18 protein-coding genes are annotated in these 22,486 nt (G+C 72.1%); 10 read left to right on the top strand and 8 right to left on the bottom strand.

Annotated features, from left to right (window positions below):
* Window positions 1-355 precede the first annotated feature (355 nt).
* Together ACZ4LX_RS32945 and ACZ4LX_RS32940 are read left to right on the top strand one after the other, a co-directional pair.
* Complete coding sequence (locus ACZ4LX_RS32945; protein ID WP_467650541.1) at window positions 356-1,573, top strand: helix-turn-helix domain-containing protein; 1,218 nt, start codon at window positions 356-358, stop codon at window positions 1,571-1,573.
* Window positions 1,574-2,134: 561 nt separating this feature from the next.
* Entirely contained in the window at window positions 2,135-2,473 is a 339-nt protein-coding gene (locus tag ACZ4LX_RS32940) for a hypothetical protein (RefSeq protein WP_467650543.1), read from the top strand.
* Window positions 2,474-3,380: 907 nt separating this feature from the next.
* On the opposite strand, the gene ACZ4LX_RS32935 is transcribed toward ACZ4LX_RS32940, so the two are convergent.
* From ACZ4LX_RS32935 to ACZ4LX_RS32920, 4 genes are all read right to left on the bottom strand, one after another.
* Window positions 3,381-4,616, bottom strand: a complete 1,236-nt coding sequence (locus ACZ4LX_RS32935; RefSeq protein WP_467650544.1) for an NAD(P)/FAD-dependent oxidoreductase — start codon at window positions 4,614-4,616, stop codon at window positions 3,381-3,383.
* Between the two features lie 93 nt (window positions 4,617-4,709).
* On the bottom strand, window positions 4,710-5,654 hold the full coding sequence (locus ACZ4LX_RS32930) for an RNA polymerase sigma-70 factor (RefSeq protein ID WP_467650545.1): 945 nt from the start codon (window positions 5,652-5,654) through the stop codon (window positions 4,710-4,712).
* Window positions 5,655-5,796: 142 nt separating this feature from the next.
* The gene (locus ACZ4LX_RS32925) at window positions 5,797-6,777 is read right to left on the bottom strand and encodes a tetratricopeptide repeat protein (RefSeq protein ID WP_467650546.1); all 981 of its coding nucleotides are present in this window, start codon (window positions 6,775-6,777) and stop codon (window positions 5,797-5,799) included.
* Window positions 6,778-6,827: 50 nt separating this feature from the next.
* Window positions 6,828-8,225 carry an FAD-binding oxidoreductase gene (locus ACZ4LX_RS32920; RefSeq protein ID WP_467650547.1) on the bottom strand — a complete coding sequence of 466 codons (1,398 nt, stop codon included), beginning with the start codon at window positions 8,223-8,225 and terminating at the stop codon, window positions 6,828-6,830.
* Between the two features lie 139 nt (window positions 8,226-8,364).
* Here ACZ4LX_RS32920 and ACZ4LX_RS32915 point away from each other — a divergent pair, with 139 nt between their 5' ends.
* The 6 genes from ACZ4LX_RS32915 to ACZ4LX_RS32890 all read left to right on the top strand — a co-directional run bounded on the left by ACZ4LX_RS32915 (window position 8,365) and on the right by ACZ4LX_RS32890 (window position 16,384).
* Entirely contained in the window at window positions 8,365-9,294 is a 930-nt protein-coding gene (locus ACZ4LX_RS32915; RefSeq protein WP_467650548.1) for a DUF2797 domain-containing protein, read from the top strand.
* Window positions 9,295-9,327: 33 nt separating this feature from the next.
* Complete coding sequence (locus tag ACZ4LX_RS32910) at window positions 9,328-10,203, top strand: amidohydrolase family protein (protein ID WP_467650549.1); 876 nt, start codon at window positions 9,328-9,330, stop codon at window positions 10,201-10,203.
* 143 nt (window positions 10,204-10,346) lie between these two features.
* Entirely contained in the window at window positions 10,347-11,087 is a 741-nt protein-coding gene (locus tag ACZ4LX_RS32905; protein ID WP_467650550.1) for a response regulator transcription factor, read from the top strand.
* A 64-nt stretch (window positions 11,088-11,151) separates the two neighbouring features.
* The gene (locus tag ACZ4LX_RS32900; RefSeq protein WP_467650581.1) at window positions 11,152-12,816 is read left to right on the top strand and encodes a HAMP domain-containing sensor histidine kinase; all 1,665 of its coding nucleotides are present in this window, start codon (window positions 11,152-11,154) and stop codon (window positions 12,814-12,816) included.
* 26 nt (window positions 12,817-12,842) lie between these two features.
* On the top strand, window positions 12,843-14,189 hold the full coding sequence (locus ACZ4LX_RS32895) for a bifunctional glycosyltransferase family 2/GtrA family protein (RefSeq protein WP_467650551.1): 1,347 nt from the start codon (window positions 12,843-12,845) through the stop codon (window positions 14,187-14,189).
* Window positions 14,186-16,384, top strand: coding sequence for an ArnT family glycosyltransferase (locus tag ACZ4LX_RS32890; RefSeq protein WP_467650552.1), 2,199 nt, complete (start codon window positions 14,186-14,188; stop codon window positions 16,382-16,384). Before ACZ4LX_RS32895 ends, ACZ4LX_RS32890 begins: the two co-directional genes overlap by 4 nt.
* Before the next feature lie 113 nt (window positions 16,385-16,497).
* Here the strand turns inward: ACZ4LX_RS32890 and ACZ4LX_RS32885 are convergent, their stop codons facing one another.
* On the bottom strand, window positions 16,498-17,361 hold the full coding sequence (locus ACZ4LX_RS32885; protein WP_467650553.1) for an endonuclease/exonuclease/phosphatase family protein: 864 nt from the start codon (window positions 17,359-17,361) through the stop codon (window positions 16,498-16,500).
* Between the two features lie 163 nt (window positions 17,362-17,524).
* On the opposite strand from ACZ4LX_RS32885, the gene ACZ4LX_RS32880 reads away from it, so the two are divergent.
* Together ACZ4LX_RS32880 and ACZ4LX_RS32875 are read left to right on the top strand one after the other, a co-directional pair.
* Entirely contained in the window at window positions 17,525-19,048 is a 1,524-nt protein-coding gene (locus ACZ4LX_RS32880; protein WP_467650554.1) for an MFS transporter, read from the top strand.
* A gap of 98 nt (window positions 19,049-19,146) precedes the next feature.
* A complete protein-coding gene (locus ACZ4LX_RS32875) occupies window positions 19,147-19,938 on the top strand; it encodes a TetR/AcrR family transcriptional regulator (RefSeq protein ID WP_467650555.1) in 792 nt (263 codons plus the stop codon).
* Between the two features lie 82 nt (window positions 19,939-20,020).
* Here ACZ4LX_RS32875 and ACZ4LX_RS32870 read toward each other — a convergent pair whose 3' ends face one another.
* Genes ACZ4LX_RS32870 through ACZ4LX_RS32860 form a run of 3 tightly spaced genes read right to left on the bottom strand, consistent with a single transcriptional unit; the run spans window position 20,021 to window position 22,273 of the window.
* On the bottom strand, window positions 20,021-20,941 hold the full coding sequence (locus tag ACZ4LX_RS32870) for an NAD(P)-dependent oxidoreductase (RefSeq protein WP_467650582.1): 921 nt from the start codon (window positions 20,939-20,941) through the stop codon (window positions 20,021-20,023).
* 18 nt (window positions 20,942-20,959) lie between these two features.
* Window positions 20,960-21,430 (bottom strand): PPOX class F420-dependent oxidoreductase, encoded by a 471-nt coding sequence (locus tag ACZ4LX_RS32865; RefSeq protein WP_467650556.1) that lies wholly within the window; start codon window positions 21,428-21,430, stop codon window positions 20,960-20,962.
* A gap of 24 nt (window positions 21,431-21,454) precedes the next feature.
* A complete protein-coding gene (locus tag ACZ4LX_RS32860; protein ID WP_467650557.1) occupies window positions 21,455-22,273 on the bottom strand; it encodes a YceI family protein in 819 nt (272 codons plus the stop codon).
* Between the last annotated feature and the right edge of the window lie 213 nt (window positions 22,274-22,486).

Here is a 22,486-nt window from a genome sequence, read left to right as displayed (position 1 = left end):
GCGGCTGGACAGTACAACCGGAAGACAGCCCAGCAGGGCGTCAGTCAGACCCAGAGCCACAGCCACCGGAACCTCAGTATCAGCATCAATGTCAGTCCCCATCCCTAGGATCACGGCATGCCTGACGCCTTCACTGTCCTGTGGACCCATGACACGTGCCGTGCACTGCGGAAGGCGGGCCGTGTCGGCGAGCGGCCGCCGGTCGCCTTCAGAACAAGGCCGGGCCCGGGTAGCGCCATCCGTCTGCCCGGTAACAAGTGATCACCTGCACCCCGTCATGGACGTCACCCGCTGTTGCGGGCGGTGCCGTCGGCGGGCCTGCCTCTCCTCGTTGTGCCGGGCGTACCGTGGCAGCGTGACAGACGAAGACCTGGGGCGAACCTTGCGCCGCTTGCGTCATCTGGCCTCTCTGACTCAGGAAGAGCTGGCTGAGCGGTCCGAGGTGTCCGTGGATGTGATCCGTCAGCTCGAACAGGGGCGGAAGCATTCGGCGCGCCTCCCCACGCTGCACGCGCTGGCGAAGGGGCTCGGTGTGGAGCTGACCACGCTTCTGGGAGACCCGCCCGCTGTGGCTTCCACGGGGGAGAACGACGGACCGCGCTTCGTAGCGGTGCGCCGTGCCATCATGCCTGCGCTCTGGGGACCGGAGCCGGAACTGCCGGGTCCCGACTTCTCGTTGGACCGCCTGCGGGAGCAGATCGCGGACGGCTGGACCCAGTACCACGCAGCCGAGTTCGACATGGTGATGAAGGCGCTGCCGGAGTTGATCTCGGATGCCCGCAGGGTCACAGCCTCGGACAACCACAAGGACGAAGATCGCCGGGCCGGGTTCGCGGCCCTTGGCAAGGCTCTTCAGCTCGCCGGGCACGTCGCCGTGCGGATGGGGAAGACGGACCTTGCTCTCATCAGCTTGGAGCGCGCGATGGACGCGGCGGGGCAGTCCTCCGATCCGCTGCTTCTTCCGATGATCGTCAACTCCACGGCGTGGACGTATCAGCGGCAAGGACGCCTGGAGGACGCGTTGGGCATCGCGCTCAGTACCGCCGATGACATGGCGAACGCAGGCCGTACGGGCACGGCCGACGGTCTGAAGGTGTGGGGTGCTCTGACCATGAGCGCCGCCACGTCCGCCGCACGGAGCGGCGACTACGAGCGAGCGGCGGCGATGATGGAGAGGGCGGAGAAAGAAGCCGCCCGCGTCGCGAAGTTGCCCGATGGCGGGGACAACCGCATGGTCAGCGTCTTCAGCCCGTCGTCGGTCCGCATCGAGCGCGTCCGGCTGGCCGTCCAGTACGGGCACCCGCAGGATGCCCTGACGCTGGCCGAAGGGATGCGGCTGAGCAGAGACACGCCGCCGTCCTGGCGGACATGGCTGCTGCTGGACGTGGCACGGGCCCACACGGACATCGGGGATGCGGCCGGCGCGGTGAAGACCCTGGAGTCCCTCCGCCGTGTGGGGCCGACGTGGATGCGGCACCACACGCTGGCCGTCGCCATCGTGCGTGACCTGTGGGCGCTACCCAACCACCCTCCCGGCCTGCGGTCGTTGGCGGAGTTCCTGGGGATCGATTGAGAGGACCGTGCCCCGTCGGCGGTACGACCGCCCCGGCGCGCGGTCGATCTGCCAGGTCGTGCGGGCGTACCGGGAGGGGTGCAGGTGAGCTCACTTGTCGCAGTTGATCGACATGGCCGCACGCCGCACGTCATCGGCACGCCTCCTCCTTCGGACAGGAGCGGCAGCTGCGCGGAAACCAGCGGACCACCGACCTGTGTGCCTCGGTCAGCTGCGGGCCGAGGTCGCGGACCGCTCCGGTGTGCAGGGCCGTGCCGCAGAAGACGCAGTGCACACACCTCGCTGTTGCTGGGCGGACAGCGTGACGACCGGAGGCAGCGCGACGAGCCGCCTGTCGGGTGGGGGTTCCGGGGTGGAAGGATGGTGCATGGTCGGTCTCCTGGTGATTTCAGGTTCTGACTGGCCCCGGCCGAGCGGAGGTGCGAACTCCGGTCCGGGGCCGTTCTGTTGCTACGGGACCGTTGGCCGGCCTCGCGAGGACGAAGTTAAACCCCGGGCTTGATTAACGTCAAGCCCGGGGTTTACAGTCGTGCCGGCCGCGCCGCAGGAGGGAGCGCGGGGATGGTGAACGACCCTGAGCAGATCCAGGAGGTGGAACGCCTGGTGGACGCCATCGCGGCATTCAGGGACATCGAGGACGACGAGGCTTGTGCTGTAGCCGTGTCGCGAGTGTTGGAGGACTGGCCCGGCTACCAGACGAAGCTCCGGCAACTGCGGCAGCAGCGTGTCAACGCCCTGAAGGAGCAAGGCAGGACATGGAAGGAAATCGGGCAGCTCCTCGGAGGCGTCTCCGCAGCCCGTGCCCAGCAGATCGGCAAGGGGCTGAGCGGAGCGCAGCGGCGCCGGGCGGACAAGGAAGCCCAAGGGCCTGCTGAAGAGAAGGATTCGCCCCGATCGTAGGTCCGGTACCCGCGTGGTGACCACTCCCACGCCCTGAGGTGTCCGGAAAAAGAAGCCCCTTCCGCGGCCCGCCCGGCCGCCCCTCACCCCACGGAATGTGATGCGCCATCCCACCGGCGCGGCTTCGTGCTGCGCTTCTCCGGCATGCCCGGATCCGGCCTGGATCCCTGTTCCCCGCCTCCTTCAGGAGCCCGGCACGACGGCTTCGCGGCGGGCCGGGCCGCGTGTGTGGCTGCGGGCGGTGGTGTGGCTCGTGGAGGCCGGGCCGCACCGGCGGGCGGGGCCGACGACGCTGGTCGTCGCGCGGGATCTGGCCGGGCGGATGGACTACCGGCTCGGCTACGTCCTGTACGACCTGGAGGGCACCGCCGCCCGGTGCGGGGTGTCGGTGGCGACCGTGAAACGGCATGTCCGGGTGTTACGGGAGCTGGGTGCGCTCGTGTGGCGGCGGCCCGGGACGAAACGGAATCTGCACCTGCCCGGCCGTCGGTACGCGGGTACGGCGACGGTCTACGCCGCGACGGTTCCGGCCGTGTACGACGCGGCGATGGGCCACCGCCTCGAAGGCGTCGGCTACGGGGCGCGGGTGTGCGGGGTGACGGACGCGGGGCGGGACCGCGCGGTGCGGGCGGCGCAGCCGAAGCCTCGGGGAAACCGCAGTTCAGGCGGGCGTGCGCCCCATTCTCCCGGGCCCCACCACGACGTACGCAAGCCGGTGCGGACAGCGAGAGGATCCGCACACCGTGACGACAGAGACGAGCAAGCGCCCGCTGTGTCCGACGGGCCCCGCACGGCCCAGTACACGCCCCCGCACGCCCCCGCACGCAGCCTCGCACCGCCCCCCGCACGGACCCGGCCGCGCCACCGTGGGTCCTTGGGTCAGGCCTCGGCGTGGGCAGTCGCGGCCTCAGGCCTCGGTGCGGGCGGTCGCGGCCTTCTGGGGCTGTTCCCCGGCTCCGACGATCGCTCGGCGCCGGGCCGGGACGCCCGGGATCGGGTGGGCGACGCCCCAGGCCGCGCCCTTGCAGACCAACTCCTTGTAGAACGCGGCGACGCGGCCGGTCAGGGCCGTGCTGACCGCGCGGTCGTCGGCGGTGACGTACTGGATGAGGCCATCCTTGCGGCCCAGCGAGATGCACTGGTTGAAGTAGCGGAGCGGGGTCTTCGGCAGCTTCGCGCCCGTCAGGCGCGCCGCGATCGCGTCGGCGGCCTGCCAGGCGGTGGGGACGCCCGAGGCGCACGACATCCGCAGCGGCTTGTCGCCGGGGCCCGCCGCCAGGGCCGCGTCGCCGATGGCGTAGACGTCCGGGTGCGAGAGCGAGCGCATGGTCGCGTCGACGACGATCCGGCCGGTGTCGGAGACCTCCAGGGTGGTGGCCGTCGCGATCGGGTGGACGGCGAATCCGGCGGTCCAGACGGTGACGGCGGCAGGGAGTGAGGTGCCGCCCGCCGTGATGACGTGGTCGGGGGCCACCTCGGTGACCTCCGTGTGCTCGTGCACCGTGATGCCGAGCCTGCCGAAGACCTTCCGCAGGTGTCCGCGGCCCTTGGGCGAGAGCGTGTCGCCGAGGCCGCCGTGCGCGGCGAGGGCGATGTCGAGGTCCGGGCGGGCCTCGGCGAACTCGGTCGCGGCCTCCAGGCCGGTGAGGCCGCCACCGATGACGAGTACCCGCGCGCCGGCTTCCAGGCGGGCGAGGCGTTCGCGCAGCCTGAGCGCGCCGGCGCGGCCGGAGATCTCGTGGGCGTGCTCGGCGGTACCGGGGACGCCCTGGCTGTTCCAGCCGCTGCCGAGGGCGTACACGAGGGTGTCGTACGGGAGTTCCTCCGCGCCGTCCACCTTCGCGTTCGTACCCGACTCCACGCTCGCGTTCACGACGGTGACGCGCTTGCGGTCGGCGTCGACGGCGGTGACCTTCGCGTACTTCAGTCCGACTCCGGTGCCCGCGAACATCTCGTCGAAGGGCCTGGGCGTCAGCTCCTGGCCGGCCGCGAGCTGATGCATCCGGACGCGCTCGACGAAGTCGGGTTCGGCGTTGACGAGAGTGATCGCGACGTCTTCGCGGCGCAGTCGCTTGGCAAGACGGCCGGCGGCGATGGCTCCCGAGTACCCGGCTCCGAGGACGATGACACGGTGCTGCTGCATATCCCTGCTCCTGTCTCGCGCGGTTTCCACCCCTGAACCGGGCAGCCCGCCGTTTCCTGACAGATGAGAGAAGTGATCCACGCCACAGTGGCGTCAGAACGCGTTGAACAGGGGTTCTCCGTGGTCGGACGCCGCCCAGCGCCGGGTGGCGCGTTCGAGTTTGTCGGGGTTGACCTGGTTACGGAACGCGGCGATGCCCTCGGCGGTGATCTCCGGGCACATGACGCCGATGATCCGGCCGTCGATGACGGCCAGGACGGCGGGGGCGCCGTTGGCCGTCGTGACGTGGACTTCCGGGGAGCCGCCCGTGAGGGCGCGCTTGGCCTTGCTGGGCTTGAACAGGCCGCGCATGAACTTCGCGACCGCGAGGGCGCCCTCGAACGCCGTGGCGCGGGCCGGGACCTTGCCGCCGCCGTCGCCGACCGCGACGGCGTCCTCGGTGAGCAGCCGCACGAGCGGCTCGGTCCGGCCGCTGGTGGCGGCCGCGAGGAACTCCTCGACGATCCGGCGCGCGGTCGCCCCGTCGATCTCGGTGCGGGTCCTGCCGTGCGCGATGTGCTTCCTGGCCCGGTGGAGGATCTGCTGGGCGGCGGCCTCGGTGAGATCGAGGATCGCGGCGATCTCACGGTGCGGGTAGCCGAACGCCTCGCGCAGTACGTACACCGCCCGTTCGTTCGGGGACAGACGCTCCATGAGGGTGAGGACGGCGTACGAGACCGAGTCGCGCTGTTCGGCGGTGTCGGCGGGGCCGAGCATCGGGTCCCCGGCGAGCAGCGGCTCGGGGAGCCACTGGCCCACGTAGGTCTCCCGCCGGGCGCGGGCCGAAGTGAGCTGGTTGAGGCACAGGTTGGTGAGGACCTTCGTCAGCCAGGCCTCGGGGACCTCGATCCGGTCCACATCGGTGGCCTGCCAGCGCAGGAACGTGTCCTGCACGGCGTCCTCGGCCTCGCTCGCCGAGCCGAGGAGACGGTAGGCGATGGCCTCCAGGCGGGGCCTGGAGGCCTCGAACCGTTCCACGTCCTGCACGGTCAGGGGCATGGCCCGGATCCTAGTGCGCGCGGGGTGCGTCCGGCCTCGCACCACTACGGTGCGGGCACGGCGCCCGAACCGTAGTGGTGTGGGCCCGCCGCGTCGCCGCGCGCGACCTCGGTGTGCACGCGCGGTCCTGTGCGGCGCGTGATCAGCCCCGGATGCGACGGACCTCGGCGACGAGGTCCGGGGGCAGCCCCGGTCCCGCGCACGCGTAGTCGATCAGCAGATTCCGGTAGGGGCTGTTCGTGAGTTCCGTTGCCAGGGCGGCCAGGGCGCGGAGGTCGTCGGACGAGCCGGACAGACGTGTGCGGTAGGCGGCGGCTGCCACGCGCAGGGAGATCTCCTGCGGTTCGTGTCGCAGGCCCTGTTCGGCCAGCGCCGCGGCGGCGGCGAAGTCGCCCTGTTCGGCACGTACGTCGCCGAGGTCCAGGTGGAGGGACCAGTTGCCGGGGTCCAGCATCAGGGCGTCCTCGAAGGCCGCGGCGGCCCGCTCCAGGTCGCCCGTGGCGCGCCAGGTGTTGGCTCGGGCCACCGCCGTCCACATGACCCGCTCGCGGTCGTCGGCGCGGTCGCACAGGGCGAGGGCGAGCCCGTAGCGGCCGCAGGCCCGCGGCAGCCGGGCCATCGCGGCCAGCGACTCGGGCACCGGACTGCGCCGGGAGACCCTGTCGATGGCGTGGAACCAGGGCACGAACCGCTCACGCATCTCGTCGCTGTCCAGGTCGTGGCCGTGGTCCAGGACCCGCAGACACGCCTCGGCCAGTGCCTCGGGGCTCACCGCGCCGAGAAGACCCGCATCGCCGAACCACGGAGCGGCGCCCCACGGCACGTCGGGCTTGGCGCCCGTGACCGAGCCCAGGGCCATCACCGCGTTGTCCATGTCCCCGTCGAGGAACAGGAAGTACGCCTGGGCCGGCACCGTGCCCAAGGAGCCGTCCTCTTCGAGGCCCGTCTTCAGCTCCGAGGCGCGGGTCCGCCGCAGACCGGCGAGGGCGGCGTACGGCTCCGGGGCGGAAGGCGCCGAGGCCATGGCGCCCACCAGCAACTTCACGGCGCCTACCGGATCTCCGCCGCAGTGGGCCATGACGCCGGCGAGGGTGACGCCCGTCGCCACTGACTGATTCGGCATGGCCCGAGAATATCCACGGCCGGCCGGACTGCCGGAGGCGCGTGGGTCCTTCAGGCCGCGGCAGGCGTGATGTTCTGGTTGGCGCGGAAGAAGTTGTCCGGGTCGTACGTGCGCTTGGCGGCGGCCAGGCGGTCGTACGTGCCTCGGTACGTGGCCCGGACGCGGTCCGGGGCCTCGGCCTCGCCGAGGAAGTTGACGTACGCGCCGCCCATCGAGTGGGGGTGCAGCTCCGTCCAGTAGTCGACGCACCACTGGCGGATCGTGTCGGCGTTCGCGGGGTCGGGGTCGATGCCGGCGACGATGCCGGACCACACGGCGTCCCGGTAGGCCCACGGGGTCTCGCCTGCGCCGACGCGGTGGGCCGCTCCGTCCACCGGGTACAGGTGCATGGTCGACAGGCCGGTCGGGAGAATGGCGCCGTACTTCGCGTGCACCTCGATCGCCGCGTCCGAGATCGCGTCGAAGAGGTCGCCGCGCCAGTACCACTGCAGTCCCTTGGGGATCAGGCCGTCGAACATGGTCTGGAGGGCGGGGTAGGGCATGGGGCTGGTGAAGTGGAAGGCCGGTGGCGCCGGGTCGTTGACCACCGAGAGGGTGTCCTCCAGCTTGCCGTCCGCCAGGTCGCCGGTGGAGCACCAGACCACGCCGCACATCTTCTGCCCGTGGATCTCCTCGGGGAACGGCGGTGCCGGCGGGACGGCCAGAAGGGCGAAGAAGCCGTACAGGTCGTCCGGCGCGGCGGGCAGGAAGTCGCGGTACCAGCGCAGCACCTCGGCCGTGCGTTCCACCGGCCAGACGGTCACCGCGACGCCGACCGTGTCCACCGGGTGCAGCCGGTACGTGAACGAGGTGACCACGCCGAAGTTGCCGCCGCCGCCCCGCAGCGCCCAGAACAGGCCGGGGTGCTCGGTGTCCGACGCGGTGACGAAGGTGCCGTCGGCCAGGACGACATCGGCCGAGACCAGGTTGTCGATGGTCAGGCCGTATGCCCGGGTCAGATAACCGTGCCCGCCGCCCAGCGTGAGGCCGCCCACGCCCGTCGTCGACATGATCCCGGCCGGTACGCCGAGGCCGAACGTGTGCGTCGCGTGGTCCAGGTCGCCCAGCTGGGCGCCCCCGCCCACCTGCGCCGTCCGTGCTCCGGGGTCGACGCGTACGCCGCGCATGGGGGACAGGTCGAGAGTCAGTCCGTCCTCGACCAGGCAGAGGCCCGGCCCGCTGTGACCGCCGCCGCGTACGGCCAGTTCGAGCCCCGCGTCCTGGGCGAAGGCGAGGGTGGTCCGTACGTCCGCCACGTCCGTGCACCGGGCGATGGCCGCGGGGCGCCGGTCGATCATGGCGTTGTAGAGGCTTCGGCTCTCGTCGTATTCCGCGTCCCCCGGCGCGACGACGGACCCCCGCAGGTTCGTGCGCAGGCCGTCGAGAGCGGTGCCGTCGATGCTGGTCATGGTGGAACACCTCTGAAGGATCCTTGGATCGAACCCGCCACCATCCAGTGTGACGCAGGTCACAACGTGGGGCCAGATATGGGAGCATGGCGGGTTCGTATCCGTCCGTATCCACGTCCAGGAGTCCGGGAGTTCACGCATGGGGTGGCAGTGCACCGGCCTCCGCTGGCCCGACGAGCGCGGCGGCCCCGTGCTCGGGTGGCGGAAGGGCCCGCAGGTGCGGGGGAGCGCTCCGGCGTACGGGACCGAGCTCGGATTCCGGGCCTCGGGGGAACGGACCTGCGTCGGGGCGCGCGGAAACGCCTGCCCGGTGGCGGCCCCGGTCTCCGGGCGGAGCACGGGTGCGCGCTGCCCGGAGTGCGGGCGGCTGGACCGGGCGCACTCGGTGGCCGCCGACACGATTCCCGACGACCCGCGCACGTACCGCGTGTATCTCGCCTGGTTCGGGGCCGGGATGGTGAAGGTCGGGATCACCGCCGAGGAGCGGGGGGCGGCCCGGCTGCGGGAGCAGGGGGCGGTGGTCTTCAGCTGGCTGGGGCGGGGACCGTTGATGGCGGCACGGCGGACCGAGGAGGTGCTGCGGGCCGCGCTCGGAGTGCCGGACCGGATTCCGTACGCGCGCAAGCGGGCGGTGCGCGGGGAGCTTCCGGGGCCGGCGGAGCGGGCCGGTGAGGTGGCGGATCTGTACGGGCGTGCGGTGGCACTCGACGGGGGCGGCGGGCCCGAGGCGCTGGAGCCGCTGCCGTTCGAGGCCGTCGACCACGCGGAGCTCTTCGGGATCGGCGGACCGGCCGTCGCGGTGGACGGGGGCACGGACGCGGACAGGGGAGTGAGGGGTGGCGGGGTGGTGCGTGCGGTGACCGGGCTCGTGGACGGGGGTGCGGTCGCCGGGCGGCTGGTCGCGGCGGCCGGACCCGATCTGCATCTGGACACCGGGGCCGGCGGGGTCGTCGTCGTGGACACCCGGCTGATGACCGGCTGGGCGCTGGCGGCGGCCGGGCCGGGGGACGGGGTGAGCGTGCCGACCGTCGTTTTGGGGGGTGGCCCCTCACAGGGCGGCCTGTTCTGACATTGTCGGAAGCTCCCGAAGAAGGAGCGCCGGATGAGTGACGATCGCGACGACGTGGTGCGGTTCTGGGAAGGGCTCGGGCTGCCCGGGCTCATCGACGTCCATACGCACTTCATGCCGGAGCGGGTGCTCCGCAAGGTCTGGGCGTTCTTCGACGCGGTCGGCCCGGCGACCGGGAAGGAGTGGCCGATCACCTACCGGCACGAGGAGGACGAGCGGCTGACGCTGCTCCGTTCGTTCGGCGTGCGCCGGTTCACCTCCATGCTCTACCCGCACAAGGCGGGCATGGGGGCCTGGCTGAACGGCTGGGCGGCCGAATTCGCCGGCCGGGTGCCCGACTGTCTGCACACCGCGACCTTCTTCCCGGAGGAGGGCGTCGAGAAGTACGTGGCGGAGGCCGTCGAGGGCGGCGCCCGGGTGTTCAAGTCGCACATCCAGGTCGGGGAGTACGACCCGAACGACCCGCTGCTCGAACCCGTCTGGGGGCTGCTCGCCGAGGCCGGCACACCGGTGGTCATGCACTGCGGCTCCGGGCCCGCGCCCGGCAGGTACACCGGTCCTGAACCCATCGGCCGGCTGCTCGCCCGGCACCCCCGGCTGAGGCTGATCGTGGCGCACATGGGAATGCCGGAGTACGCGGAGTTCCTGACGCTCGCCGAGACGTACCCGGAGGTGCGGCTCGACACGACGATGACGTTCACCGACTTCACGGAGGACGTCATCCCGTTCCCGGTGGCGGAGCGCGGGCGGCTCGCGGCGCTCGGGGACCGGATCCTGCTGGGAACGGACTTCCCGAACATCCCGTATCCGTACGCCCACCAGCTGCACGCCCTGGAACGGCTGGAGCTCGGGGACGACTGGCTGCGGGCGGTCTGCCACGACAACGCGCGGGCGCTGTTCGACTGCTGAGGCCGGGGCCGGGACGGGGCTGGGTCTGGGGCTGGGCCTGGGCTGAGGCCGGGGACGGGGCCGGCCGCCGCCTTCGGGTCTTTCTCAGGGAATTCACAGAATCGGGAAAGAACTCTCTCAGGGGCGTCTCAGAGGGTTGAGGCATGACGATGACGACCTCGCCCCAGGGGCGTACCGAAATGCTCAGGCCGGACCGGACCCCCGTCCGGGTCCTGGTGGTGGACGACGAGGCCCCGCTGGCCGAGCTGCTCTCCATGGCGCTTCGCTACGAGGGCTGGGAGGTCCGCAGCGCGGGCGACGGCGCCGGCGCCCTGCGTACGGCCCGGGACTTCCGGCCCGACGCGGTGGTCCTCGACGTGATGCTGCCCGACATGGACGGCCTCGCCGTGCTCGGCCGGCTGCGCCGGGAGCTCTCCGAGGTGCCCGTTCTCTTCCTGACCGCCCGGGACTCCGTGGAGGACCGGATCGCCGGGCTCACCGCGGGCGGCGACGACTACGTCACCAAGCCGTTCAGCCTGGAGGAGGTCGTCGCCCGGCTGCGCGGGCTGATCCGGCGGTCCGGCACGGCGGCGGTACGCAGCGAGTCGACGCTCGTCGTCGGCGACCTGATGCTGGACGAGGACAGCCACGAGGTGAGCAGGGGCGGCACCAACATCCACCTCACCGCGACCGAGTTCGAGCTGCTGCGGTTCCTGATGCGCAACCCGCGCCGGGTGCTGAGCAAGGCACAGATCCTGGACCGGGTCTGGAACTACGACTTCGGCGGACAGGCCAACGTCGTCGAGCTCTACATCTCGTACCTGCGCAAGAAGATCGACGCGGGCCGGACACCGATGATCCACACCCGGCGCGGGGCGGGATACCTCATCAAGCCCGGTGAGTAGCCGCGTGAAACGGCTGACGAAGAGGCCGTGGACGCTGCGGACCCGGCTGGCCGTCTCCTCGGTGATGCTGATCGCGGTCGTCGCCGCCGTGATCGGCACGGTCACCGCCATCGCCTTCCACACCTACATGTACGGAAAGCTGGACGGCCAGCTCCGGGACATCGCCGTACGGGCCGGCCGGATGCCGGGTACGCCCGCACCCGGCGGGCCCGGGGGCAAGGATCCGCTCGGCTTCATCGGCATGGGCGGCGGCCAGCCCCTCAAGACGTTCGGCGCGCTCACCACGGACGGGGACGTCACCGATTCCGCGGTCGCCAAGGGCGGCGGCTTCGAGGCCTCGGAGAACACCGAGCCGCTGACCGGTGCGCAGAGCGCCGCGCTGGAGGCCGCCCAGGTGCCGGCGGACGGCAAGGCGCACGACGTCCAGCTGCCCGGACTGGGCGGCTACCGGGTGCAGGCCGCGGCCCCCACGAGCGACGGCACGACGGTCCTGGTCGGCATCCCGACCTCGGAGGTGAGCGGCGCGCTCCGCACCCTGATCCTCGTCGAGGTCTGCGTCACCGGCGCCGGACTCATCGCCGCCGGGATCGCGGGCGCCGCCATGGTCACGGTCGCCCTGCGGCCGCTGCGGCGGGTCGCCGCCACCGCGACACGCGTCTCCGAACTCCCGCTGCACAGCGGCGAAGTCGCCCTCCTGGAGCGGGTCCCGGAGGCCGAGGCCGATCCGCGCACCGAGGTCGGCCAGGTCGGCGCGGCCCTCAACCGGATGCTGGGCCACGTCGGTTCGGCCCTGGACGCGCGGCAGAGGAGCGAGACACGGGTACGCCAGTTCGTCGCCGACGCCGGCCACGAACTGCGCACCCCGCTCGCCTCGATCTGCGGATACGCCGAACTCACCCGGCGCGGGCGGGAGAACACCGGCCCCGACACCCGCCACGCTCTGGGGCGGATCGAGTCCGAGGCGCAGCGCATGACGGGCATGGTGGAGGATCTGCTGCTGCTCGCCCGGCTGGACGCGGGACGGCCGCTCAGTTACGAGAGCACCGATCTCTCCCCGCTGGTCATCGACGCGGTCAGTGACGCACGCGTCGCGGGCCGGGCCGCCCCCACCACCGGGCCCGGTGGACTCGGTGAGCACGGTGAGTCCGGTGGTCCCGGCGGGTCCGGTGGTCCCGGGGCCGTCCATCACTGGCGGCTGGAGCTTCCCGAGGTCCCGGCGACCGTACGCGCCGACCCGACCAGGATCCAGCAGGTGCTGGTCAACCTGCTGGCCAACGCCCGTACGCACACCCCGCCCGGGACCACCGTCACGGCCAGGGTGCTCGCGGAGACGGGGAACCCGTGGGTGACCCTGGAGATCCGGGACAACGGGCCGGGCATCCCGCCCGAGCTGCTGCCGCACGTCTTCGAACGGTTCGCGCGCGGGGACGCGTCGCGTTCCCGGCACGCCGGGTCGACGGGGCTCGGGCTCGCCATCGTGCAGGCGGTCGTCGGCGCGCACGGCGGGGTCGTCGAGGTGCGTTCGGTGCCCGGGGACACGGTGTTCGCGGTCCACCTTCCGGCCGACACCCCGGCCTCCGCGCAGGCCTCCGCCACGGCCTCCGCGCAGGCCTCCGCCACGGCCTCCGCGCAGGCCTCCGCCACGGCCTCCGCGCAGGCCGACACCATGGCCGGTTCGCAGGCCGTGCCGCACTCACAGTCGGGCCACAGGCGCACCACACGGGTGTGACAGCGCGGTTGGCGAGTGTCGATGTCATGCGAACCGACACTCCTTGGAGCACCTTGCCGGCCCGGGACCACCTCCTGGCCGGCGCGGGCGATGCGGCAGGTGCCCCCGTACTCGATGTGGTGGTACCCGTCCACAACGAGGAGAAGGACCTCGAACCGTGCGTGCTGCGGCTGCACGACCATCTGGCGCGCACCTTCCCGTACGCCTTCCGGATCACCGTCGCGGACAACGCGAGCACCGACCGGACCCCCGAGGTGGCGCGGCGGCTGGCCCGCTCGCTGCCGGGGGTGCGCTCGTACCGGCTGGAGGAGAAGGGCCGGGGGCGGGCGCTGCGCACCGTCTGGTCGCACTCGGACGCCCCCGTCCTCGCCTACATGGACGTGGACCTGTCCACCGACCTCAACGCGCTGCTCCCGCTGGTCGCGCCGCTGATCTCCGGGCATTCGGACCTGGCCATCGGCTCGCGGCTGGCGCGCAGTTCACGGGTGGTGCGGGGCACGAAGCGGGAGTTCATCTCGCGGGCCTACAACATCATCCTGCGCTCGTCGCTGGCCGCCCGGTTCAGTGACGCGCAGTGCGGGTTCAAGGCGATCCGCGGCGATGTCGCCCAGCGGCTGCTGCCGATGGTCGAGGACACCGGCTGGTTCTTCGACACCGAGCTGCTGGTGCTCGCCGAGCGGGCCGGGCTGCGCATCCATGAGGTGCCGGTCGACTGGGTCGACGACCCGGACTCGACGGTCCACATCGTGCGGACCGCGACCGAGGACCTGAAGGGCGTGTGGCGGGTGGGGAGGGCCTTGGCCGTCGGCGCGCTGCCGCTGGACCGGCTGGCGCGGCCCTTCGGTGACGATCCGCGCGACCGGGGGATCGGCGGGGTGCCGGGCGGCCTGGCCCGGCAACTGGTCGGGTTCTGTGTCGTGGGCGCCCTGTCCACGCTCTTCTACCTGGTCCTGTACTCGCTCTTCCGGCTGGGCGTCGGCCCGCAGCTCGCCAACGGCGGCGCGCTGCTGGTGTCGGCCGTCGCCAACACGGCGGCGAACCGGAGGCTCACCTTCGGCGTACGCGGCCGGGGCGGAGCCGTACGCCACCAGGCACAGGGCCTGGTGGTCTTCGCGATCGGTCTGGCGCTGACCGCCGGTTCGCTGGCCGCGCTGGGCGCGGCCTCCGGGTCGCCCTCGCACGGCACCGAACTCGCCGTGCTGGTCGCGGCCAACCTCGCGGCGACGGTGCTGCGGTTCCTGCTCTTCCGCGCCTGGGTCTTCCCGGACCGCGACCGGGGCGGTGACGCGGCCCGCCGGCCCGACGCCCCGGAGCCCCGCCCGGCCGCCGTTACGGCCGACGACACCCACCACGAACTGAGGAACGTCCGATGACCACGCTCGACCATCTCCCGGCCCCGCCCCGGACGGCGGACTCGCCGGGCCACGGACGGAAGGCCGGATCGCTGCCGCACCGCGTGTGGCGCGGCAGGCCCGAGGACCCCAGCTGGGCACGCCCGGCCTTCCTCGCCCTGCTGCTCGTCATCACGCTGGCGTACCTGTGGAACCTCAGCGCCTCCGGCTACGCCAACTCCTTCTACTCCGCGGCCGTGCAGGCCGGCAGCCGGAGCTGGAAGGCGTTCTTCTTCGGCTCGCTGGACTCGGCGAACGCCATCACCGTCGACAAGCCCCCGGCCACCCTGTGGCCGATGGCGCTGTCGGTGCGGATCTTCGGTCTGCACTCATGGGCGATCCTGGCCCCGCAGGTGCTGATGGGTGCGGCGACGGCGGGGGTGCTCTACGCCTCCGTACGCCGCCGGTTCAGCGCCGCCGCCGGGCTGATCACCATGACGGTGTTCGCGCTCACGCCCGTCGCGGCCCTGATGTTCCGGTTCAACAACCCGGACGCGCTGCTCGCGCTGCTGATCACCGTCACCGTCTACTGCGTGCTGCGCGCGATGGAGCACGGCCGCACCAGGTGGCTGGTGTGGGCGGGCGTCGCGGTCGGTCTGGCGTTCCTGTCCAAGACCTTGCAGGCGTTTCTGATCCTGCCGCCGCTCGCGGTGCTGTACGCGGTGTTCGCGCCGGTCTCCGTACGCAGACGGTTCGGGCAGCTGGGCCTGGCCGCGCTGGCGATGGTGGTCGCGGGCGGCTGGTGGGTCGCGATCGTCGAACTGTGGCCCGCCTCCTCGCGTCCCTACATCGGAGGTTCGCAGAACAACTCGTTCCTGGAGCTGACCTTCGGCTACAACGGGCTCGGCCGGATCAACGGCGAGGAGACCGGCAGCGTCGGGGGCAGCGGGGGCGGCGGAGCCGGCGGGCAGTGGGGCGAGACCGGCATCGGCCGGATGTTCAACTCCGAGATCGGCGGCCAGATCTCCTGGCTGCTGCCTGCCGCGCTGATCGTGCTGGCCGCCGGTGTCTGGCTGACCTGGCGGGCGAAGCGGACGGACACGGCCCGCGCGGCCTTCCTGGCCTGGGGCGGCTCGCTGCTGATGACCGCGGTCGTGTTCAGCTTCATGGCCGGCATCTTCCACCAGTACTACACGGTGGCCCTGGCTCCCTACCTCGCGGCGCTGATCGGCATGGGCGCCACGGTCCTGTGGGAGGAGCGCTCCCGCTGGTGGGCGGGTGCCGCGCTCGGAGCCACGGTGGCTGTGACGGCCGTCTGGTCGTACGTGCTGCTGGGGCGGACCCCGGACTATCTGCCGTGGCTGCGCCAGGCGGTGCTCGTCGCCGGGATCACCGGCGCGCTGGGCCTGCTGCTCGTGTCCCGGCTGGGGCGTCAACTGGCGCTCGCCGCCGTGGGGCTGGGCTTCGCCGCGTCGCTGGCCGGGCCGGCCGCGTACACGGTGAGCACGCTGAACACCGGGCACCAGGGCTCGATCGTCACGGCCGGTCCGTCCTCCGGCGGGATGGGCGGACCCGGTGGCGGCGGTGGCGGCAGGGGCGGCCCCGGCGGCGGTGGCGGTATGCAGCCGCCCGGACAGGGCGGCCAGCAGGGAAATCAGCAAGGGAACCAGCAAGGGAATCAGCCGGGCGGTCAGCAGGGCGGCGGCATGGGGCAGCCCCCGACGGGCGGCCAGGGCGGGCAGCCCCCGACCGGCAGCGGGCAGGGGCAGGGGCAGGGCGGCACCGGCACGGCGCCGAACGGGCAGCAGCCCGGAGCCATGCCCGGCATGGGCGAGGGCACCCGGGGCGGCGGAGGCATGGGCGGACTGCTCAACGGCGCGTCCGTCGGCAGCGAGGCCAGGAAGCTCCTGGAGAAGGACGCCGACGACTACACCTGGGCCGCCGCGGCCATCGGCTCGCAGAACGCCGCCAGCTACCAACTGGCCACCGGTGACCCGGTGATGGCGATCGGCGGCTTCAACGGGAGCGACCCGTCCCCGACGCTCTCCCAGTTCAAGAAGTACGTCGAGGACGGCCGGATCCACTACTTCATCTCCAGCGGTACGGGAGGAGGCGGCGGTATGGGCGGCAGCAGCGGCACCTCGTCGCAGATCTCCGCCTGGGTGGAGAAGAACTTCACGAAGGTCACCGCAGGCAGTGCGACCTTCTACGACCTGAGCCGGCCGACGAGCGGCTGACGGCCGGACTCAGGAGGACAGTGCGCCGCAGCAACAGGCGCGGCACCCCGACAGGTTCAGCGCCACGGCATCAGGTGCGCCACCTCAGCAGGTTGAGCGGCACGGCGACAGGTTCAGCGCCGCAGCAACAGGTCGGTGACAACGGGGCGGTGGTCCGAGGCGAGTGTCTCGGCCACCGCCGCGTCGCGTACCCGCACGGTGTCCTTCGAGACCGCCACGTAGTCGATCCGCTGCACCGGGTTCAGCGCCGGGAAGGTGGGGCCACCGGGTTCCACATCGGTGAGCGTCTCCCACAGCGGGGCCAGCTCCGGCGCCGAGGGGGCCGCGTTGAAGTCGCCGAGCAGGATCTGGTGCACCGGCCGCCGCTCCGCCTCCTGGTCCTGCGCCATGATCCGGCGGGTGTCGGCCACCTGGGCGATCCGGACGGACGGGTCGCCCCGGTAGTCGAGATGCGTCGTGTACACGTGCACGGGCACCCCCTTCACGCGCAGCACCACTTCACCGAAGCCGGGCGCGGGCGCCGGGACCGGGTTCGGGTCCTGGGTGGAGAGCCGGGTGATCTCGTGGTTCTCCGCGCTCACGATCCGGTACCGGGACAGCACCGCGACGCCGAACTCGCGTCTGGGGGCGCCCTCCGTCACCGGATCGAAGCTGTAGATCGGGGCGAACGACACCTGCATGCCCAGCCGTTCGGCGAGCTCGGCGGCCAGGTCCCGGCCCTGGCTGCGGTCGCCCCAGTGGACGTCGACCTCCTGGAGCCCGATCACATCCGCGTCCAGTGCGCGGAGTTCGGCCACCTGCCGGTCGAGATCGAAGACATTGTCCATGCCGGCCCCCGCATGGATGTTGTACGTGGCGACGCGCAGGGGCACCAACTGCCCCGGACCGTGCCCCGCAGCCGCCGCGGGAGGCGCGAGCGCCGCTCCCAACAGGGCTGTGGCCAGCAGGACTTCCACCGTACGACGACGCAGTGACATACCACTCCAGTCCTTGTCGGATCAGCGACCGCACCGTATCGCGGGAAATCCGGTTGTAGGTGTCTCCTGCACGCCTATACGGTGTACAGCGATTTCCTGTACACCGTATAAGAGTCGTTTCCGAACCCCGCGCAAGTCCTGACCGAACGTCCCGGGAGTCCGTATGACGCCGACCGCCGCCGAGCAGCACCACCCCACTCCACCGAGCCATCCGCAGCGCTGGCTGATCCTCGGTGTCATCTGCCTCGCCCAGCTCACCGTGCTGCTCGACAACACCGTCCTCAACGTCGCGATCCCCTCCCTCACCCGGGAGCTGGACGCGTCCACCGCCGATGTGCAGTGGATGATCAACGCCTACTCGCTCGTCCAGTCGGGACTGCTGCTGACCGCCGGCAGCTCCGCCGACCGTTACGGCCGGAAGAAGATGCTGATCGCCGGGCTCGCCCTGTTCGGCATCGGTTCGCTGGTGGCCGGGCTCGCCCAGTCGTCCGCACAACTGATCGCCGCCCGTGCCGGCATGGGTGTCGGCGGGGCGCTGCTGATGACCACGACGCTGGCCGTGGTCGTCCAGATCTTCGACGACACCGAGCGGGTCAAGGCGATCGGCATCTGGTCGACCGTCAGCTCGCTCGGCTTCGCCGTCGGGCCGCTGATAGGCGGAGTCATGCTCGACCACTTCTGGTGGGGCGCGATCTTCCTGATCAACATTCCGGTCGCCCTGATCGGCCTGGTGGCCGTGGCGCGGCTGGTCCCGGAGTCGAAGAACCCGAGCGGGGAGCGCCCCGACCTGCTCGGCGCGCTGCTCTCCACCATCGGGATGGCCGCGGTCGTGTACGCGATCATCTCCGGCCCGGAACACGGCTGGACCTCCGGCAGGGTGCTGCTGACCGCCTTCACCGGGGTTGCCGTCCTCACCGGGTTCGCGCTGTGGGAGCTGCACATCCCGTACCCGATGCTGGACATGCGCTTCTTCCGCGACCAGCGGTTCACCGGCGCGGTGGCGGGCGCGATCCTGGTCGCGTTCGGGATGGGCGGCTCGCTGTTCCTGCTCACCCAGCAGCTCCAGTTCGTCCTCGGCTACGGTCCGCTGGAAGCGGGTCTGCGTACGGCCCCGCTGGCGCTGAGCGTCGTCGCGCTCAACCTCACCGGGCTGGGCGCACGGCTGGTGCCCAGGCTCGGCACGCCCCTCACCATCGCCTGCGGCATGGGGCTGCTGGCCGCGGGACTCGCGGCGATCGCCCTGCTGGGCGGGGACGGTTACGGCGGGACGCTGCTCGGTCTCCTCGTGATGGGCGCGGGCATCGCGCTCGCCATGCCCGCCATGGCCAACGCGATCATGAGCGCCATCCCGCCCGAGAAGGCGGGCGTCGGCGCCGGGGTCAACGGCACCCTCGCCGAGTGCGGCAACGGCCTCGGGGTCGCGGTGCTCGGCGCGGTGCTGAACTCCCGGTTCGCCGCCCTCGTTCCGTCGGCCGTGGGCGCGGCCTCACTGCCCGCCGCCCTGGCCGCCGCGAGCGGTGACGGGGAGCGGCAGCGGATCACGGACGCGTTCTCCTCGGGCCTGGAGGCCAGCATGCTGGTCGGGGCGGCGGCGGTGCTGGCCGGCGGACTGCTGGCCGCCGTCCTGCTGCGCCGGGCGGAGCGAGGAGAATCGGCTCGGGCGGACTCGGCCCCGGCAGCGGCATAGCATCGGTACGGAGCCTGCCGGACCGTACCGCTCCGCTTTCGGGGGCAGGCGGTGAACGCGTGTCCGGTGGCCCCGCCGGCAAGACGAGGGAGTGCGCCATGGTGTCCGCGGCCGATCGTGCGAAGGACCCTGCCCGGACCAGCGTCTGGCTGAACGGCCGGCTGCCCTCGCGCACCAGGAAACCGGACCAGCCCACCGGGCTCGACCGCGACCGGATCACTGCCGCGACGGTCAGGCTGCTGGACGCCGAGGGCCTCGCGAAGTTCTCCATGCGCCGGCTGGCCGCCGAGCTCGACGTCACGGCGATGTCCCTCTACTGGTACGTCGACACCAAGGACGACCTGCTGGAACTGGCCCTCGACTCGGTCTACGGCGAGATCGGCCCCCCGCGGGAGGACCCGTCCTGGAAGGTCCGGCTGCGCGCGCTGGCGACCGCGTACCGGGAGCTGCTGGTCCGGCACGTCTGGGTCTCGCCGCTCGTCGGGAAGTTCCTCAACATGGGCCCGTACGCGATGCTCATGGCGCACGCCATCCAGGACGTGGTCCGTGAGACCGGACTGCCGCGCGGGCAGCAGACCGGCGCGCTCTCCGCGGTCTTCCAGTTCGTCTACGGATTCGGCACCGTCGAGGGGCAGTTCGCCCAGCGCAGCGCCGAGGCGGGGCTCACCGAGGACGAGTACTACCAGCAGGCGATGTCGGCCATCCAGGACCAGCCGCAGTGGAGCCCGATCGTGGAGAACTCGCAGGAACTGATCGCCGCGCGGGGCGCCGACACCGTGCACGAGATGCACGAGCGGGACTTCGCGTTCGCGCTCGACCTGCTGATCGCGGGGATCGACGCGATGCGTGAGCGGTACGCGGACGCCGAGGAGACCCGGCCCCGTCCGTAACTCCGCGCCGGGCGACGGTCAGTGCGGGGGCGGCTCGTCCGTAACTCCGCGCCGGGCGACGGGCAGTGCGGGGGGCGGCCCGTCAGTAACCCCGAGCCGGGTCCACGGTCAGTGCGGGGGCCCGGCCCGCCAGGAGATCCCGCAGGACGGCCGTGAAGTCCGTGACGACGTCGTCGTCCGCCGTGACGCCCGCGGAGTGCGAAGTGATCACCGTACGCGGCAGCCGCCAGCAGGGATCCCCGGGCGCGGCCGGCTCGTCGGGCAGGACGTCGAGCACCGCGCGGCCCACGGTGCCCGCCTCCAGTGCCGCCTCCAGCGCCACCAGGTCCACGGTCGCGCCCCGGCCCACGTTGACGAAGGTGGCCCCGCCCATGGCCGCGAACCGGTCCGCCCCGAAGTACCCGGCCGTCGCCCCCGTCAGCGGAAGCGCGGAGATCACCCAGCGGGCGGCCACCGGCTCGTCCGGGCGGGCCGTCGCGTCGAAACCCGGCGGGACGGTGCGCGGGGTGCGGGCCACCCCCACCGTCCGGATGCCGCACGACCGCAGCAGCCCGGCGACGGCCGAGCCGATCCGGCCGGTGCCGTGCACCACAGCCGTCTGCCCGGCCACGAGCTCCGAGGGGAGACGGCGCCACTCGCCCCGGGCGTGCTGCGCGGCGAACTCCGGAACCGACTGGCATTCCGCCAGCACCCAGGCCAGCACGTACTGCGCGATCCGCTCGCCCATCCGGCCCACCGTCCGGGTGAGCAGCGCTCCGGCGGGCCACGTCCCGGCGTCCAGCAGCGCGTCCGTACCGGCGTTCACGCTGTGGAACCACACCAGGCCGTCCCCGCGCAGCGCGTCGGGCAGCGAGGCCCCCACGTACACCCAGGGGCCGTCACCGGACGGGAGACCGCGCCCGACGGGGCGGCCGGTGACGCGTTCCAGCGCCTCGACGACCGGGGAGCCGACCTCGGGCCCGGCCAGCAGCCGGGCTCGGGCCAGCAGTCCGGGGCCGGGCAGCGGCGGTACGGCCACCGGTCAGCTGCCCTCGGCCAGGTGCGCCGGGAAGCCGCCCGTGGCGACCGGGCTCCATCGCTCGGGGGTGATCCTGATGATCGACTTGCCCTGCTTCACCATGGCCGCCCGGTACTCGTCCCAGTCGGGGTGCTCCCCCGAGATGTTCCGGAAGTACTCGACGAGCGGCTCGACCGATTCCGGTGAGTCGATCACCTCGGCCGAGCCGTCGATCTGCACCCAGGGCCCGTTCCACTCGTCCGACAGGACGATCACGCTCACCCGCTCGTCCCGCTTCGCGTTGCGGGTCTTGGCCCGCTCGGGGTACGTCGAGACGACGATGCGGCCCGCGTCGTCGACTCCGCAGGTGAGCGGGGAGCCCTGGGGGCGGCCGTCGGACCGGGTGGTCAGCAGGATCGCCCGGTGCCGGGGCCGTACGAATGCCAGCAAGTCGTCGAGTTCCACAGCGGTGTTGGTCGCGATGTTCGATGCCATGGAACCGACCCTACGGCTCCTCGGTCAGGCAGTCGGCAGGGAATCGCCCTGTACGGCCTGGATGTCGAGCTCCACCCGCAGCGTCGTACCGATCGCCGAGATGCCCGCCTGGACCACCTGGTTGTAGTTCATGGCGAAGTCCTCGCGGCGCAGTTCGGCCGAGGCGCTGAACGCCGCGCGGACGCCGCCCCACGGGTCCGGGCCGGTGCCGAGGTAGCTCAGGTCCAGTTCGATGGGACGCTCCACGCCGTGCATCGACAGCTCGCCGTGCACGGTCCAGCGGTCCGGGCCGGCCGGGGTCAGCCCGCTGGAGCGGTAGGTGATCTCCGGGAACCGCTCGGTGTCGAGGAAGTCGGGCGAGCGCAGGTGCTTGTCCCGCATACCGTTGCCGGTGTCGATGCTCGCCGCGTCGATGACCGCCTCCACCCGGGAGAGCTGGAGGTCCTCGGCGATCTCGATCCGGCCGCCGAAATCGGTGAACCGGCCGTGCACGCTGGAGATCCCCAGGTGCTGTGCGACCGCGCCGACCGAGGAGTGCGCCGGATCCAGCGACCAGGCGCCCGGCGGCGGCAGCTCCACGCCGCCCTGGCGGGCCAGTACGACCGTGCCTGCCTCGACCCGGCCGCTCGCCGTGACGAGGGCGGTGGAGGCCGCGGGGGCGTATCCGACCGCCGTCACGATCACGGTGTACGCGCCGGCTGACAGCGGTGTGTCGGTGCGCACCGCACCGTCCTCGTCGGCGGCGGCCCGCAGCACCTGCGTACCGGTCATGTCGGTGACCGTCACGACCGCGTGCTGGAGAGCCCAGCCGTCCCGCGTGCGTACCTGTGCGCGAAGTCCCATCCCGTTTTCTCTCCTTGCCCGTTGCTCAATGGCTCGCCCGCTTCGACCGGGCGGGTCACTCAATGAGTCGGGCCCCGGGGCGGGGACGGCAGGCCGTCCCCTGCCTGCCGTCCCCACCGCCGGGGCCCATTTTTCCGCCGGCCGGGACAGACTCTCCGCTCGAAGTGCCGTCCCGCCAGGGGTCTTGCGTGTCCGGGACGATTCCCGGACGGG

Source organism: Streptomyces sp. NPDC026062, from assembly GCF_055568375.1.
This window is presented reverse-complemented; position numbering and strand designations above follow the sequence as displayed.

Bases quoted from the DNA above. Each gene is read 5' to 3' on its own strand.
- ACZ4LX_RS32940 (WP_467650543.1), top strand. From the start codon at position 2,135: ATGGTGAACGACCCTGAGCAGATCCAGGAGGTGGAACGCCTGGTGGAC.
- ACZ4LX_RS32935 (WP_467650544.1), bottom strand. From the start codon at position 4,616: ATGCAGCAGCACCGTGTCATCGTCCTCGGAGCCGGGTACTCGGGAGCC.
- ACZ4LX_RS32930 (WP_467650545.1), bottom strand. From the start codon at position 5,654: ATGCCCCTGACCGTGCAGGACGTGGAACGGTTCGAGGCCTCCAGGCCC.
- ACZ4LX_RS32925 (WP_467650546.1), bottom strand. From the start codon at position 6,777: ATGCCGAATCAGTCAGTGGCGACGGGCGTCACCCTCGCCGGCGTCATG.
- ACZ4LX_RS32920 (WP_467650547.1), bottom strand. From the start codon at position 8,225: ATGACCAGCATCGACGGCACCGCTCTCGACGGCCTGCGCACGAACCTG.
- ACZ4LX_RS32915 (WP_467650548.1), top strand. From the start codon at position 8,365: ATGGGGTGGCAGTGCACCGGCCTCCGCTGGCCCGACGAGCGCGGCGGC.
- ACZ4LX_RS32910 (WP_467650549.1), top strand. From the start codon at position 9,328: ATGAGTGACGATCGCGACGACGTGGTGCGGTTCTGGGAAGGGCTCGGG.
- ACZ4LX_RS32905 (WP_467650550.1), top strand. From the start codon at position 10,347: ATGACGATGACGACCTCGCCCCAGGGGCGTACCGAAATGCTCAGGCCG.
- ACZ4LX_RS32900 (WP_467650581.1), top strand. From the start codon at position 11,152: ATGCTGATCGCGGTCGTCGCCGCCGTGATCGGCACGGTCACCGCCATC.
- ACZ4LX_RS32895 (WP_467650551.1), top strand. From the start codon at position 12,843: ATGCGAACCGACACTCCTTGGAGCACCTTGCCGGCCCGGGACCACCTC.
- ACZ4LX_RS32890 (WP_467650552.1), top strand. From the start codon at position 14,186: ATGACCACGCTCGACCATCTCCCGGCCCCGCCCCGGACGGCGGACTCG.
- ACZ4LX_RS32885 (WP_467650553.1), bottom strand. From the start codon at position 17,361: ATGTCACTGCGTCGTCGTACGGTGGAAGTCCTGCTGGCCACAGCCCTG.
- ACZ4LX_RS32880 (WP_467650554.1), top strand. From the start codon at position 17,525: ATGACGCCGACCGCCGCCGAGCAGCACCACCCCACTCCACCGAGCCAT.
- ACZ4LX_RS32875 (WP_467650555.1), top strand. From the start codon at position 19,147: ATGGTGTCCGCGGCCGATCGTGCGAAGGACCCTGCCCGGACCAGCGTC.
- ACZ4LX_RS32865 (WP_467650556.1), bottom strand. From the start codon at position 21,430: ATGGCATCGAACATCGCGACCAACACCGCTGTGGAACTCGACGACTTG.
- ACZ4LX_RS32860 (WP_467650557.1), bottom strand. From the start codon at position 22,273: ATGGGACTTCGCGCACAGGTACGCACGCGGGACGGCTGGGCTCTCCAG.